Annotated in this window: 12 protein-coding genes and 1 pseudogene; 11 read left to right on the top strand and 2 right to left on the bottom strand. The window is 73.8% G+C overall.

Annotation, left to right across the window (positions count from 1 at the left end; genetic code table 11):
- Positions 1–88: 88 nt before the first annotated feature.
- A complete protein-coding gene (gene asnB / locus SCNRRL3882_RS34660) occupies positions 89–1,942 on the bottom strand; it encodes an asparagine synthase (glutamine-hydrolyzing) (RefSeq protein ID WP_010041192.1) in 1,854 nt (617 codons plus the stop codon).
- A gap of 437 nt (positions 1,943–2,379) precedes the next feature.
- On the opposite strand from asnB, the gene SCNRRL3882_RS34655 reads away from it, so the two are divergent.
- The 10 genes and pseudogenes from SCNRRL3882_RS34655 (at position 2,380) to SCNRRL3882_RS34610 (ending at position 12,581) form a co-directional block, all read left to right on the top strand.
- The gene (locus SCNRRL3882_RS34655; protein ID WP_197709821.1) at positions 2,380–3,735 is read left to right on the top strand and encodes a phenylacetate--CoA ligase family protein; all 1,356 of its coding nucleotides are present in this window, start codon (positions 2,380–2,382) and stop codon (positions 3,733–3,735) included.
- Positions 3,732–5,516, top strand: coding sequence for a prenyltransferase/squalene oxidase repeat-containing protein (locus tag SCNRRL3882_RS34650; RefSeq protein WP_010041197.1), 1,785 nt, complete (start codon positions 3,732–3,734; stop codon positions 5,514–5,516). The genes SCNRRL3882_RS34655 and SCNRRL3882_RS34650 overlap by 4 nt, the downstream gene beginning before the upstream one ends.
- Positions 5,517–5,537: 21 nt before the next feature.
- The gene (locus SCNRRL3882_RS34645; protein ID WP_010041199.1) at positions 5,538–5,963 is read left to right on the top strand and encodes a hypothetical protein; all 426 of its coding nucleotides are present in this window, start codon (positions 5,538–5,540) and stop codon (positions 5,961–5,963) included.
- A gap of 50 nt (positions 5,964–6,013) precedes the next feature.
- Entirely contained in the window at positions 6,014–6,319 is a 306-nt protein-coding gene (locus tag SCNRRL3882_RS34640) for an acyl carrier protein (RefSeq protein WP_010041201.1), read from the top strand.
- Positions 6,320–6,321: 2 nt separating this feature from the next.
- Positions 6,322–7,338 carry an acyl-CoA synthetase gene (locus SCNRRL3882_RS34635; RefSeq protein ID WP_010041202.1) on the top strand — a complete coding sequence of 339 codons (1,017 nt, stop codon included), beginning with the start codon at positions 6,322–6,324 and terminating at the stop codon, positions 7,336–7,338.
- Complete coding sequence (locus SCNRRL3882_RS34630; RefSeq protein ID WP_010041204.1) at positions 7,331–8,725, top strand: amidase; 1,395 nt, start codon at positions 7,331–7,333, stop codon at positions 8,723–8,725. The genes SCNRRL3882_RS34635 and SCNRRL3882_RS34630 overlap by 8 nt, the downstream gene beginning before the upstream one ends.
- Positions 8,726–8,883: 158 nt before the next feature.
- Positions 8,884–9,135, top strand: a pseudogene (locus tag SCNRRL3882_RS42680) (aromatic amino acid lyase); the annotation flags it as partial.
- A gap of 247 nt (positions 9,136–9,382) precedes the next feature.
- Positions 9,383–10,570 carry a 3-deoxy-7-phosphoheptulonate synthase gene (locus SCNRRL3882_RS34620; RefSeq protein WP_010041210.1) on the top strand — a complete coding sequence of 396 codons (1,188 nt, stop codon included), beginning with the start codon at positions 9,383–9,385 and terminating at the stop codon, positions 10,568–10,570.
- Positions 10,571–10,689: 119 nt separating this feature from the next.
- Entirely contained in the window at positions 10,690–11,682 is a 993-nt protein-coding gene (locus SCNRRL3882_RS34615) for an aldo/keto reductase family protein (RefSeq protein WP_010041212.1), read from the top strand.
- Positions 11,683–11,756: 74 nt separating this feature from the next.
- Positions 11,757–12,581 carry an SDR family NAD(P)-dependent oxidoreductase gene (locus SCNRRL3882_RS34610; protein ID WP_010041213.1) on the top strand — a complete coding sequence of 275 codons (825 nt, stop codon included), beginning with the start codon at positions 11,757–11,759 and terminating at the stop codon, positions 12,579–12,581.
- 103 nt (positions 12,582–12,684) lie between these two features.
- Here the strand turns inward: SCNRRL3882_RS34610 and SCNRRL3882_RS34605 are convergent, their stop codons facing one another.
- Positions 12,685–13,272 (bottom strand): MarR family winged helix-turn-helix transcriptional regulator, encoded by a 588-nt coding sequence (locus tag SCNRRL3882_RS34605; protein ID WP_010041214.1) that lies wholly within the window; start codon positions 13,270–13,272, stop codon positions 12,685–12,687.
- A gap of 92 nt (positions 13,273–13,364) precedes the next feature.
- On the opposite strand from SCNRRL3882_RS34605, the gene SCNRRL3882_RS34600 reads away from it, so the two are divergent.
- Positions 13,365–14,945 carry an MFS transporter gene (locus SCNRRL3882_RS34600; RefSeq protein WP_231911189.1) on the top strand — a complete coding sequence of 527 codons (1,581 nt, stop codon included), beginning with the start codon at positions 13,365–13,367 and terminating at the stop codon, positions 14,943–14,945.
- Positions 14,946–15,018 lie beyond the last annotated feature (73 nt).

The raw sequence follows: 15,018 nt of genomic DNA, 5'->3' as shown, positions 1-15,018 counted from the left end.
GGGCACCCGGTCCCTCACGAACGTCGGGATGCCACGCCCAACGGGCGGCAATTCAGAGGAAATGTCCGCATGTATGCCGTGGAACAGGTCACTCCGGCGCGATGTCGTACTCCCTCATCCACCGGTCCAGGTACAGCGCGGTCTCCAGGCCGTTGCGGTGCAGCTGGGTGTGGTAGTGCCCCTGCGGGAGGTCGAGCATGCGGGCGAGCCCGGTGGCGTCGACGACGTCGAAGGCGGGAGAGGAGCCGTCGGCGAGCAGCGCCTGGGTGCGGGCCCGCAGGTCCTTCTCGTAGAGCTGGTCGGCGGTGGTCGGGTAGGGGCTCTTCCGCCGCTCCAGCACGGACCTGGGCACGATGTCGCGGGTGGCCCGCTTGAGGAGGCCCTTGGGGTCCCCGTCGGGTGTCTTGAGGTCCCAGGGCGTGTTGTGCACGTACTCGACGAGCCGGTGGTCGCAGAAGGGCACGCGGACCTCGAGACCGGCGGCCATGCTGAGCCGGTCCTTGCGGTCGAGCAGGGCGGGCAGCCAGCGGGTGAGGTGCAGGTGGCTGATCTCGCGCATGCGGCGTTCCGACGGGGAGTCGCCGGGCAGGTGCTCGACCTCGCTCAGGGCCTCCTGGTAGCGGTCCGCGCGGTACTGCTCGAAGCGGGTGGCCGTCCGGAAGGCCGGGGAGAGCAGCTCGGGGGTGATGAGCTGCATGCGGCTGAGCCAGGGGAACGTCGCCGCCTCGACGACGGCCGGGTCGTGGAACCACGCGTAGCCGCCGAACACCTCGTCGGCCGACTCCCCGGACAGGGCGACCGTGGAGTGCTCGCGTATCCCGCGGAACAGCAGGTGCAGCGAGGTGTCCACATCGCCGAAGGTGTACGGCAGGTCGTGGGCGCGCAGGACGGCGTCGCGGTTGGCGTCCCGGGTGAGCTCGTCGGCGGAGAGCTCGATGAGCCGGTGGTCGGTGCCGATGTGCCGGGCGGCTTCGAGGGCGTAGGGGGAGTCGCGTTCCGGGCGGAACTCGCTGGCCCTGAAGTCGGCTTCGCTGCCGGTGAAGTCCACCGCGAAGGAACGCACGGGGGGTTCGCCGGCGCGGGCCTGCACCCGGGCGGCCAGCGCGGTGAGCACGGTGGAGTCCAGTCCGCCGGAGAGCAGCGTGCACAGCGGTACGTCGGTGACCATCTGGCGGGACACCGTGTCCTCCAGCAGGGCCCGCACGGTGTCCGCCGTCGTGCCGGCGTCGTCCTCGTGCGGCCGCCGCCCAAGGCTCCAGTACCGCTCGATCCGCAGCCCGTCGCGGTCGTAGGCCGCGACGCAGCCCGGCGGCACCTCCTCGACGTCCCGGTAGGGGGTGACGCCCGGCGACTTCATCAGGCCGAGGAGGTCGGCGAGCCCCTGGCTGTCGAGCCGGGCCCGGAAGCGCGGGTGGGCGAGGATCGCCTTGGGTTCGGAGCCGAACAGGACACCGCCCCCGAGCCGCGCGACGTAGAGGGGCTTGATGCCGAGGCGGTCGCGCACCAGGAGGAGGCGCTGGGCCCGCTCGTCCCACACGGCGAAGGCGAACATGCCGTTGAGGCGCCTGACGAAGTCCTGGCCCCACTGGAGGTAGGCGCGCAGGACGACCTCGGTGTCCGAGCGGGTGCGGAAGGCGTGACCGAACCCACGGAGTTCTTCCCGGAGTTCGGGGAAGTTGTACACCTCGCCGCTGTAGCTGAGCACGACGGCGGGCCCTTCCCCGGCGGGCCGGCCCGGCTCCGCGGGGGCCGCCATCGGCTGCCTGCCGCCTTCGAGGTCGATGATCGCCAGCCGGCGGTGTCCGAGGACCGCGTGCGTACCGGCGTGCATTCCGGCGGCGTCCGGGCCGCGGCAGGCCATGGTCCGCACCATCGGTTCGACGCCGTCCACCTCCCGAGTGAGGTCCTGGCCGACGTCGGCCCAGCCTGCGATTCCGCACATGAGAAAGCTCCAACCGGATTCGGATGAGGGTTGCGGACTGCCGGGTAAAACGGCGTGCGGTATGCGCTCCAACAGGGCGCGAAACCCGCTGTTCGGGCTCGATTAACCGCGACTTCAAAAACGCTGCCGGTTTCACTTCGGCGCTCATCGAGACTAGGCCGGAAAATCAACTCGGGCAACGTACCGAGTAGTAGGCGCATTACGTCACACCGCAGTCGTCGATTTTCGGTCTCAGATGGCTAGTTGAGCCCCCCAGGGGCGGTTGCACCGCCTACCTTTAGTGCTATACGTTCGCTGTGGGTCGGGCTCCTTGGCCCCGCCACCAAGCCCTGAGCTGTGGCTTCCCGACCCTTCCCAGGGCCGCCCGTCGAGACCTACGTCACGGGCGCGCACAGCCCGCCGTCCCGTCCCGGCTGTGCGCAAGCGATAAGCGATTAATGAGCGAGGTTCGTGTGATCCTGCACACCGACAAACGCCAGGCATTACTCCGTGAGGCACAGGCCGAGATACGGGAGAATCAGGGCCGCATCCCGGCCGAGGACTTCTACACCAGAAAGCTCTCCGCAGCCTGGCGACGCGCGCGCGGAACAAGGGCATACGGCCCCGGTGAGGGCCAGGACGATATCGGGGAGTTCTCCCTGGAGCGTTTCCGGGACCTGCCCGTGACCCCGCGTGAGTCGCTCAAGGCGCAGCCCCTGCGCTATGCGGCGGTATCGCCCACCGAGGCCTCGAAGTACTACGAGACCACCGGCACGACGGGACAGCCCACCCCTACCCCGCGGCTGGCCGAGGACACCATCTGGAACACCGTTTCGGTCGCCGAGGCCTGGCGTCCGCTGCTCGGAGCCGACGAGCGCGTGGTGATCCTCCTGCCGTCCGACGTCGTTCCGGTGGCGGATCTGATCTCCGGGGTCTGCGAGTACCTGGACCTCGCGCACATCCGGGCCTACCCGTTCGCCACCGGCATCACCGGCTGGGACCGGCTGGAGTCGATGTGGCGGACCTTCCGCCCCACCACCGTCTTCGTCGCCCCCGGCGTGGCCCTGCAGTTCACCCGGCTGCTGGCGCAGCGAGGCCAGCTGGACGAGCTCAGCTCCTCGGTAGACCGGCTGATGCTGCTCGGCGAGGTCAACACCCCGCCCTTCCGCACCCGGCTGGGCACGTGGTGGAACGCCGACGCGCACGACGCCAGTTACGGCAGCACCGAGACCGGCACGCTGGCCGCCGCCTGTGCGCACGGCCGTCAGCACCTGCTGCCGGCCGCCACCTACTTCGAGCTCGCCACCCCCGAAGGCGTCGTCCCGCTGCACGACCGGGGCGGCCACGACCAGGGACGGCTCGTCGTCACCCCCCTCAACGCACACGCCAGGCCCCTGCTGCGGCTCGACACCGGCGACGAGGTGTCCGTCGCGACGGACTGCCCGTGCGGCAGCGCGGCGCCGCGGATCACCGTCCACGGACGCGCCAGCGACGGCCTCCGGGTGCGCGGCACCCCCCTGTCGGTACGCGCCGTGGAAGAGGTCGTCTACGGCGTCACCGACGCCACCGGCTACCTGCTGGAGGTGGACAGCGAGGGCACCTACGCCCGGCTGTTGCTGGAGCGCGGAGTCGGCACCGGGCGCGACCGCGAGCCCGAGGAGTGCCGGCGCGTCCAGGCCAGGTCCGAGGAGCTGCTCGGACTGCGCTGGGACGGGGTGGTGTTCGTCAACTCGCTGCCCGCGAACACCAAGAGCGGCGCCTCGCAGAAGAGCTGGAAGCGCTCCAACATCCGGGAAGTGGAGGCCGCACGATGACCGCCACCATGACGACCGCCCCGCGCGCCCCGCAGGGAGAGGGCGTGTCCGGCGGGGAACCCGACCTGTGGTGCACCTACGCCGCCGTGCGGACCCTGGCCTGGCTGGACCGCACCGGCACCCTCGCCGACCCGGACGGCACGGCCGCCTATCTGGCCGGCCGGCGCAACGCCGACGGCGGTTACGCCTGGAGCCGGGGCATGCTCTCCGACGCCTGGGCCACCTTCTACTGCACCCAGGCGCTGCGCGACATGGGCCGCCCGGTGCCCGGCACCGAGGCCACGGCCCGCTGGCTGGAGCGCACCTGGTCCGGCGAGGCGTACGCGATGCTCCCGGGACAGGCCCCGGACGCGTGGGCCACCCACTTCTCCGCCCGCACGGCCGTCGAGCTGTGCGGCGGCCCGGTGCCCGACCGCGCCCGCCTGCTGGACTGGCTGGGCCGGCTCCAGTGCGCCGAGGGCGGACTGAGCTGGTCCCCCGAGGACACGCGGCGCGGCAAGGCCGACGTACGGGCCTGCTACTACGGGGTGATGGCCTGGCGGGCCGCCACGGACAACGGCGCCTCGGGAGCACCGCCGTGGGACGTGGAGGCGCTCGCCGCATGGCTGCGCGCCCGTCAGGGTGACGAGGGCGGCTTCCGTTTCGCGCCCGCCGCCGAGGTGCCCTGCCTGTGGGCCACCTACCGGGCCGTGGGCGCGCTCGCGGCGCTCGGCCGGGCACCGCGTGATCCCGACGGCTGCCACGCGTGGGTCATGGGCCTGCGCGGCCCCTCCGGCGCCTTCGTCCGCTGGGAGGGCTACGACGTCGAGGACGTGTGGGCCTCCTTCTGCGCCGTGGGCACGCTCAAGGCGCTCGGCGCGCCGCTCGCCCCGGTCGCCGACGCCGTCACCGCCCGCATGGCCGAACTGGCCTGTGCCGGGGGCGGTTACACCTACCGGGAGCCCCAGGATGCGGCGGACGCCCTGTCCACCGCAGCCGCCGTGCTCTCGGCCGATCCCGCGGCACCCCGCCCGGACGGGGTGCGCTGGCTCGAGGGCTGCCAACTGCCCAACGAGGGCGGCGTGATGTACATGCCGGGCCGGGGCAGCGAGGTGCGCTGCACCCTGTGGGCCCTCGCGGCCGGCGCGTTCTCCGGGGACCGGGCCGCCCGGCACCGGATCGCCGACTGGCTGACCGACCTCCAGAACGCCGACGGCGGGTTCGGCTACTGGGAGGGACGCGGGTCCGACATGGTGTCCACGGCCGCGGCGGTGGAGACGGCGGCCCTCCTCGCCGAAGCGGACGAGGCCGGTCTCGACGAGCTCGGTCCGGACCTCGCCGGCGTCCTCTCCTTCGTCGACTCCTGCCGCGTCACCGAGGGCGAGCCGTTCGCGCACGGCAACGTGCCGGGCGCCGAGCCGGGTCTGCGCCCGGCGCTCCAGGCGCAGCGCGTCCGGCTGCTCCTCGGCCCCGGCTTCGCCCCGCCCGCCGAGGCCCGCGAGGCCGTCGGTGCCCTGCTCGATCGCCATCGCGTACGCGGCGGCGGCTACGCGGGCGAGGGCAACCGGGTCCCCGACCTGCTGTCCACCTACGAGGCGGTGCTGGCGGCCGACCGGGCCGGACTCGCCCTCGACACCGGGCACGTCTCCGCGTTCGTCGACCGGGTGCGCGGCGCCGACGGCACCGCGTGGAGCCCGCTGGCACCCGGCAGTGGCGGCCCGCTCGCCGACTGTCTCGGCAGCCTGCTCGCCCGGCGCCTGACCGCGGGCCCCGGCGCGCTGCCGGCCCTCGCCCTGTCCTGAACCGCCCGACCGGAGGCCTTCGTGCCCACGATCACCATCCGTACCCCCGAACTCCCCGTCCCCCGCCGTCGCGCCGTGGCGCTGCGCCTCACCCGCTGGCTCACCGCCCAGGGCGTCCAGGCCGGTCATGTCGTCGTGCGTTTCGAACCCACCGAGGACGGCACCGTCTTCTCCGGCGGGATGCCGGTCGAGGCCCTGCCGGACGAGACGGACGGCAGCGGCCCGCGCCACGCGTCCGTGACGGTCTGTGTGGGCCCCGACCGCGACGACGTCTTCCGGGACGGGCTCGCCCGGTGCATCACCGAGGCGCTCGGCGCCGACGCCCGGACTCCCTTCTGCTACCTGGAGTTCCGCCCCACCTCCCCCTCCGACGTCTACCTCGGCGCCGGCGAACGGCTGCGCCGGGCCGACGGCACCGCCGTGCGGCCCGAACCGGCCGCCGTCTGACCACCCCGGCGCCGACACCGCACCCTGTACCACCGGCAAGGAGTACGACCATGACCACGCCCACGACCGTCCCCTCCCCCGAAGAGATCCACGACCGCACGCGGTCCGTCCTGGCCGCCCGTATCGGCGACGCCTTCACCGACGTCCCCTCCGACGCCGACCTCCAGAAGGCGCTGGGCGAGCGCTACGACAGCCTCACCGCCATGGAGTGCATCTCCGCCGTGGAGAGCGAGTTCGGGATCGAGGTGGACTTCGTCGCCGACGACGTCCGTTTCTGGTTCTCCAGCGTGGAGCGCATGGTGCGCTTCACGCACGAACGACTGGAGGACACGGCGGCCCTCGGGCTGGGGAGCTGACCGTGCCGGACATCGCCTTCGCCACCTCCGGCAGCACCGGCCCGCCGGTGACCTGGCTGCGCACCGAGGAGCAGCTGCACGCCGAGGTGACCCTCGTGCACGAGGCGGTGCTGGACTCCGCCCGGTTCGGCCGCGTCGTGTCCTACGCGCCCCCCGGTCACCTCTACGGCCGGCTGTACGGGCGCGAGCTGCCCCGGCTCGCGGACGTCCCGGTGACCGGCCTGTGGGACGAGCCGCTCACCGTGCCGCCGCTCGACGACGGCGTCCCCACGCTGCTGGTCTGCCTGCCCTCCACCTGGCAGCTGCTCGCCCGGCACGTCCCGGCACTGGCGCGGCACGGCCGGGTGACGGCCCTGCACAGCACCGGCCCGGCCACACCGGCCGCCCATCACGTCGCCGGACGCCTCGCGGACACCGGTTTCCGGGCGCACGAACTCCTCGGCTCCACCGAGACCGGGGCCGTCGCCCACCGCCCCGTCGCCGGTGAGCGGACGACCGGCCTCCCCTGGCGCCTGCTGCCCGACGTGGAGATGCTGCCCGGCTCCGTCGCGGACGGTGACGGGGCGGCCCGGCGCCTGCGCGTCGCCAGTCCCCGGCTGGCCCGCCGGGCCGGCGCCGAAGCACCCACGGCCGACTGGGAGTTGCCCGACCTCGTCGCACCGGCGGGCCCGCGCGCCTTCCAGCACCTGGGGCGGGCGTCCCGGCTGGTCAAGGTGAACGGGGTGCGCTGCGACCTGGCCCACGTGGAGGACCTGGCCCGCGCCCGCTGCCCCGGCCTGGACCTGGTCTGCGCGCCCGTCAGCGACCCCGTACGGGGAGAGCACTACGAGGTGTTCTACGCCTCGGCCGAACCGGTCGACCCGGCGGCCCTGCGCCGCAGCCTGGGCCGGCTCCCCTCGGGACTGCCCGCGCCGCGCGCCGTGCACCGCGTTCCCCGCATCCCCCGCAGCTCCACCGGCAAGGTCCGCACCGCCGAGCTCACCGCAGCACGCCCCACCCAGGAGGCCGAGCATGTCTGACGCCCCCGCCCCGCAGGACGCCATCACCAGCTACGCGCGGCAGGCGCGCTGGACCGCCGAGCCCCAGGCGCCGCAGCCCGGCGCACCGGTGTCGCTGCCGTTGCCGGAGCGGGTGACGGCCCGCGCCCGGGGCACGCTGACCGCCGAGGAGTGGCGCACCGAGGAGGCCGCCTGGTCGGACCTGGCGGACGCCCGCTACCGGGCGTGCGTCCACCGCGCCCCGCTCGACGCGGCCGCCGCACCGGTGCGCGTCGGGGTGAAGGACACCGTGGACGTCGCCGGTCTCCCCACCCGGCTGGGCCTGCGCGGCCACCGCCATCACGCCCGGGTCTCGAACCCGGCGATCGCCGCCCTGCCGTCCGCACGCGCGGCCGTGACCGCCAAGGTCGTCACCACCGAACTCAACATCGGGGTGGGGTCGGAGTGCGTCAACCCGTACGTTCCGCAGATCGACCCCGGCGGCTCCAGCACCGGCACGGCCGTGTCGGTGGCCGCGAACATCTGCGACATCGGCCTGGGCACGGACGTGCTGGGATCGGTGCGCTGGCCGGCCGGGCAGTGCGGCACGGTGGGACTGCGGATGACGCAGCGCACCTCACTGCTGGAGGGGGTCTTCCCGCTCTCCCCGCCCATGGACGCCCTCGGCTGGGCCACCCGCAGCGCGGCGGACCTGGCGTACCTGTGGCCGCTGCTCGGACTCGACCGGCTCGGCGCCCAGCGCCCGGCCGCCGAAGGGCCGTACCGCATCGGCGTCGTCGCGAACGTGGACGGGCCCGAGGGCACCTGCGGCCCCGTCATGCGCCAGGCGCTGGAGACGGCCTGCGGGCGGCTGGAGGCGAGCGGCCAGAGGCTCGACGCGGTCCGGCTCGACGACCTGTGGGCGCTGCGCGGGCCCGCCTGGGAGTTGTGCGCCCGTCAGGCCTGGGACGCCTACCAGGTGTGGCGGCCGTGGGTGCCCGCCGACCTGCACGAGACCACCCGCGGCGCGCTGGAGGTGGGTGCGAAGGTCCAGGACGACCGCTACGCCTGGATCCTGGAGCGGCTGGCGCACACCCGCGCCACGGTCGAGGGTGACTTCGACGCCGCGGGCGTGGACGCCTGGCTGCTGCCCCTGGACCCGGCCGCGCCCCCGGACCTCGCCACCGCCGACGCCCGGGTGTCGACCATTCCCGCCCCGGGTGACCCCGACTACGACCTGCGCGTGGCCTACACCCCGCTGGCCAGCTTCGCCGGGCTCCCCGCGCTCACCATGCCGGTCGACCGGGACGAGCGCGGCGCGCCGTTGTGCGTCCAGCTGATCGCCCGCCGCGACCACGAACCGCTGCTGATCCGGCTGGCCGGACTGCTGGAGGAGGCGGTCGGCCCGCTCGGCTTCCGGCCCAGCTGAAGCGGCCCGCACGCACACCCGTCAACGCCAGGACGACGGAAGGCACGCATGCCCCTCCCCGCTCATCCGACGACCGCCGATCAACCGACACCTTGGTGCGTGACCTGCTGGAGCGCAGCACCGCCCCGCTGGAACCGACGGCCGCCGAGCAGGACCGCATGGCGGCGGCCCACCGCACGCTGGCCGGCCTCGACGGCTCCCGGCGCGTCTACGGCGTCACCCACGGCTTCGGCCCGCTGGTGGATCACGCCGCCGACCCCGACCCGGCCCGTCAGGGCGCCGGACTCGTCTCCCACCTGGCGACCGGGCCGGGCGACCCGCTGCCGCCGGACGTCACCCGCACCATGGTCCGGCTGCGGCTGCGCGGCATGGCGCTCCGGCACTCGGCCGTCGCGCCGCGGACCTGGCAGCGTCTCGCCGATCTGGTGAACGCGGGCTTCGTCCCGGTGGTGCCGAGCGAGGGCACACTGTGCGATCCGACGCCGGCGCGCGCCCTGACGCCCCCGACCCCGACGCCGGGGCCGCCACCACGGGCGCGCGCCGCACCGCCGCGGTGTGACGCCGTCGCCCGGCTCACTCCGCCCCACCCCACAACACCACCCGTTACTTCGGCCCGGCCCCCACGCCGGACGCCGCCCCGCCCGATGGAGGAAGACCATGACCGCCACGCGCCTGCTGCTGCCGGCCCGGGCCCTTCAGCAGCCCGAATGGGCCTCGCTCGACGAACTCAAGGACGTCCTGCTCTCCCTGGAGGCGAAACCTCCCCTGGTGGACGCCACCGCCTGCGCCGACCTCACCGCCGAACTCGGGCGGGCCGCCCGGGGTGAGGCCTTCGTCCTCCAGGCCGGGGAGTGCGCCGAGCGGTTCGCCGACGCCAACCCCGAGACCGTTCTCGCCAAGGCCGACCAACTGCACCGGCTGGCGGACGAGTTCACCGACACCAGCGGGCTGCCCACCGTCCGGATGGGGCGGATCGCCGGACAGTACGCCAAACCGCGCTCCAACCCGACCGAGACCCTGTCCGACGGCACGGTGCTGCCCGTCTACCGCGGTGACGCGGTCAACGCCCCCGAGCCCACCCTGGCGGCACGCACCGCGCTGCCGTCCCGGCTGCTGCTGGCGTACCGGAACGCCGGCAACACCCTGAGCACCCTGCTCGAGCGGGATCTTGGCCTGGCCGGGCGGACGGCGCCCCAGCGCACGTACGCGGGGCACGAGGCGCTGCTCCTGGAGTACGAGCAGGCCCTGGTGCGTCCCGACGCGGACGGGGGACGCTACGGCTCCTCCGGCCACTTCCTGTGGATCGGCGACCGGACGCGTCAGCCGGACCACCAGCACGTGCAGTTCGCCGCGTCGGTGAGCAACCCGGTCGGCGTCAAGATCGGCCCCAGGGCATCGGCCGAGGAGGTCGGCACGCTGGTGCGGATGCTCGGCGACCGGCGCCGCCCCGGCAGGCTCTCCCTGATCGTGCGCATGGGGCGGGAGAACATCGTCCCGCACCTGACCTCGGTGCTGAGGGCACTCGGCGACGAGGCCGCCGGTGTCGCCTGGATCTGCGATCCGATGCACGGCAACACCCGGACCAACGGCGCCGGTCAGAAGAGCCGTGCGGTCGACGACGTCATGGCGGAGATCGAGGGCTTCGTGTCGGCCCTGCGCGCACACGGCCTGCGACCGGCCGGTCTGATGCTGGAGACGGCCCACCGCCCCGTCACCGAGTGCGTCGACACGGCGGCGGAACTGGCCTCGCCCACGCCGCTGCCCCACTACGAGTCGGCCTGCGACCCGCGGCTGAGCCCGCGCCAGGCCCGCCAGGTGGTGGCTCGCACGGCGGCGCTGCTGTGAGGCGGCGCGCCGGTCGTCCCGTCGTGCCCGCCCGCGCACCGCCGGGACGCGCGGCGGCACCCGAGGACACCCGAGAGAAGACCCCCAGACAAGCAGCCCCAGAGAAGAGGACACAGCACATGGAGTTCCGCCGGCTCGGCCGGAGCGGCCTCGTGATCAGCGAGATCGCCTACGGCAACTGGATCACCCACGGTGCCCAGATCGACGAGGAGGCGGCGCACGCCTGCGTGCGGGCCGCGCTCGACGCGGGCATCACCACGTTCGACACGGCGGACGTGTATTCCGAGACCCGCGCCGAGACCGTGCTCGGCAAGGCGCTCGCCGGTCAGCGGCGCGAGGGCCTCGTGCTCTCCACCAAGGTCTGCCACCCGGTGGGCCCCGGCCCCAACGACCGCGGCCTGTCCCGCAAGCACGTCATCGAGGGCTGCGAGGCGTCACTGCGCCGGCTCGGCACGGACTACGTCGACGTCTACTACGCGCACCGCTACGACCCGGCCGTTCCGCTCGAGGAGACCATGCTCGCCTTCGCGGACCTGGTCCGCTCCGGCAAGGTCCTCTACGTCGGGGTCAGCGAGTGGACCGCCGAGCAGATCAGCCGCGCGGCCGGTCTCGCCCGGGAGCTGCGCGTCCCGCTGGTCGCCAGCCAGCCGCAGTACTCGATGCTGTGGCGGGTCATCGACTCGCAGGTCGTGCCCGCCTGCGAGCGGGAGGGGCTGGGCCAGGTCGTCTGGTCGCCCCTGGCCCAGGGCATCCTGAGCGGCAAGTACCTGCCGGGCACCGCGGCGCCCTCGGACTCCCGGGCGGGCACCGAGGCGGGCAAGGGATTCGTCGACATGCTGGTCGGTCACTGGATGAAGGACGAGGGGGCTCTGCGTGCCGTCCAGGAGCTGGGCCCGGTCGCCTCGGACCTCGGCCTGACGATGAGCCAGCTCGCGATCGCCTGGGTCCTCCAGAACCCGTCCGTCTCGGCGGCCATCATCGGCGCGAGCCGTCCCGAGCAGGTCAAGGAGAACGCCGCGGCCTCCGGCGTACGCCTGGAGCAGGCCGTGCTGGACCGCATCGACGAGATCCTCTCGGCGTACATCGTGCGCGATCCCGCGAGGACGGGCTGAACACCGCGGCCGGGGCGGGGAAACGAGAAGGGAGCAGGAAGAACGAAGCAGCAGGAGGAGAGGAGCAGGACGACTTGAACGACACAGACGGCACGGCCGACAGGGGCGGTGCACGGGAGTCCGGGACGCCGGGCCCGGCCGGACGGGCGGTGATCGTGACCGGCGGCAGCCGCGGGCTGGGGCGGCAGACCACGCTCCGGCTCGCCGCGCAGGGCTGCGATCTCGCCGTGTGCGGCCGTGACGCCGCCTCGCTGGACGCGGTGGCCGAGGAGGTGCGCGCCCGGTACGGGCGCGCCCTCCACACCGCGCGGCTGGACGTGCTCGACGAGTCCGCCCTCGCGGCTTTCGTACGGGAGTCGGCCGCCCGGTTCGGCCGGTTGGACGGCCTGGTGACCGTCGCGGGCGGCGCGCGCGGCGCGGATCTGCGCGGCACGGAGGCGTCCGACTGGGACCTGACGGGCCGGCTCAACATCACCCATCCGGCGATCGCGCTGCGCGAGGCCGCCGATCACCTGGCCGGGACGGGGGGCAGCGCCGTGCTGGTGTCCTCCGTCTCCGGCTGGAAGCCCGCCCCGCCCGCGCAGTACGCGGCGGCCAAGGCCGCGCAGATCCACATGGCCGCGTCCCTGGCCCGGGAGCTGGGGCCGCGAGGTGTCCGGGTCAACTGTGTCTCGCCCGGCTCCATGCTGATCGAGGGCAAGGGCTGGGCCAGGCTCCGGGACGAGGACCCCCGGGCCTACCGCGAGTTCGAGAAGGAGTTCCCCGGCGGCCGCCTGGTCGATCCGCGGGACGTCGCCGAGGTGATCGCCTTCCTGCTCTCGGACCGTGCGCGGGCCGTCAACGGCGCGAACATCCCGGTGGACGGCGGCCAGAACGCGCCCAGCGCGTACGGATACTGAGCCGGCACGGAGCCGGTGCGGAGCCGGTCCGGCCACCCGGTGACCGCCACGGCACGGTCCCCCCGGGGACGGCCCGGGGGGACCGTGCCCACGACCGCCCGGCTCAGACCTGCCCCGTGTGGTCGAGGCCCTCGTGCCCCACATGGGAAACACCCCGCACGTTCAGCTCGTCCTGCACGTCGTCGAGCAGCTCGCGCAGCAACTCGGCCAGTGCTTCGCGCCGCTCCGGGCCCAGGCGTTCCAGCAGCTGTGCCTCGCGGGCGAGCACCCGGTCGACCGTGCGCTCCACCAGCTCGTGTCCGGCCGGGGTCAGTTCGACCAGCACCGCGCGGCTGCGGCCGGGGGCGGGGCGGCGCGTGACCAGGTTGTCGCGTTCGGCGCGCGCGACCCGCTGGGAAATGGCGCCCGCGGTCACCAGGGAGTGCCCGGCGAGGTCCCGGGTGCTCAGGGTGTAGGGGGGCCCGCTGCGGCGCAGCACGCTGAGCAGGTCCAGGGTGGCCGGGTCGACGCCCGCCTCGGCGAGGACCCGCCGGCGGTCGTCGCCGAAGTGCTTGGCGAGCTGCCAGATTCTCGTGACCACGCCGATGGAGCCCACCGGGGTCTGGGGCCGCTCGCGGCTCCAGGCAGCCGCGATGGCGTCCGCCGGGTCCTCCCCCGCCGGGAGGCGATCGCTTTCCTCTGATGCCGTCATGAGCTCACCCTTCACACTGACCTGCTACATTTAGATCTGAATTTAGCACTAAACAAGCGCCCTTCAGCGCACGTTCGGAACCGAGTGGTGATATGCGCACAGAGACACGGAAAGCGAGTCCGAAGGCAGCAGCCGAGGCCGGGGCCGCCACCGCGACCGGCCCTCCCCGGGCCTCCGGGCGGGACTGGGCGGGACTCACCGTGGTCCTGCTCGCGATGTTCATGAGCCAGATCGACATGTTCATCGTGAACGTCGCGGCTCCGGGTATCCAGGCGGACCTGAACGCCGGGTTCGGCCAACTCCAGTTCGTGATCGACGGTTACGTGATCGCCTACGCAGCGGGCATGGTAACCGGCGGCCGGCTCGGCGACCGGATCGGCCGCAAACGCACCTTCCAGTACGGCGTGGCCACCTTCACCCTGACGTCCCTGCTGTGCGCGCTCGCGCCCAGCCCGGCCACCCTGATCGCGGCCCGGGTGCTCCAGGGCCTGTCGGCCGCGGTCATGACACCGCAGGTGCTCTCGCTCATCCGGGCCGTCTTCGTGCACGAACGCGACCGTGCCCGGGCCGTCGGCGCCTACGGTGCCTCCATCGGGGCGGGGGTCATCGCCGGCCTCGTCGGCGGCGGACTGCTGCTCGACCTCGACGTGGCCGGCCTGGGCTGGCGCATGATCTTCCTGATCAACGTGCCGATCGGCGCGGCGATCCTGTGCGCGGCCGTGCCCGCCGTCACCGAGAGCCGCAGCGCCGATCTGCCGCGACTCGACATCGCCGGCGCCGTCTTCACCGCCGTGCTGCTGCCCCTCGTGCTCATCCCGCTGATCCTCGGCGGTGAGCACGGCTGGCCCTGGTGGACGTACGTCTGCTTCGCCCTCAGCGCGGCCGGCACCGTGGCCTTCCTGCGGTGGGAGCGCCGGACGGAGTCCCAGGGCAACGACCCGCTGCTGCCGAGCCGGCTGCTGCGGGCCAGGGGCTTCCCGCTCAGCATGGGCACCGTGCTGCTGTTCTTCTCCGGCAACGCCGGGCTGTTCCTGGTCCTCACCTACCACCTCCAGTCGGGCCTCCGGCTGACCCCGCTGGCCGCGAGCATGGTCTTCGTGCCGCTCGGCCTCGGCTTCATCGCCGCCTCCGCGGCCTGCCGCAGGCTCGCCGCCCGGTTCGGCATCGGGGTGTCGGTGGCGGGCGGCCTGGTCATGGCGGCCGGTCTCGTCGCCGTGCCCGCCGTCACCGGCCTGGAGAGCACGAGCCAGGCGATCGGGCTCGCGGCGGTGATGGGGGTCTCCGGATTCGGGCAGGGCCTGGTCGTCGCGCCCCTGGTGGACACCGTCCTGTCGCGGGTCCACCCGGACGACGCGGGTGCCGGATCGGGTGTGCTCAACACCGTCACCCAGGCGGGCATGGCCTTCGGGGTAGCCGTCATCGGGGCCCTGTACCGCGGCTTCCTGGGCACCAATCCCCAGGCGCCGGGCCCGGACACCGGCATGGCCGACTTCGCGGACGCCTTCGACCTCACCGCCTACGTCCTCGCGGCACTCGCCGTCGGCACGGCACTGCTCGCCATCCGGCTGGGCCGCGTCCCCGCGAGCGTGGAAGCCGCCGGGGGCGCGGGTGCCGAGGGCGGCCGAGGCCCCGCCGAAGCGGAGGAGCCCGCCGTCACCGACACCGGCCGATAGCAACCGTCCGCGACACCCGGTCCCGGGTCCGCCGCTCCGCCCCTTCGCCGGTCCGGCCGAAGGGGCGGAGCGC

Origin of the sequence: Streptomyces chartreusis NRRL 3882 (assembly GCF_900236475.1) — a bacterium.
Taxonomy (GTDB): domain Bacteria; phylum Actinomycetota; class Actinomycetes; order Streptomycetales; family Streptomycetaceae; genus Streptomyces; species Streptomyces chartreusis_D.
The sequence above is the reverse complement of the archived record's forward strand: the minus strand, read 5'-3'. Positions and strand labels throughout refer to the sequence as shown.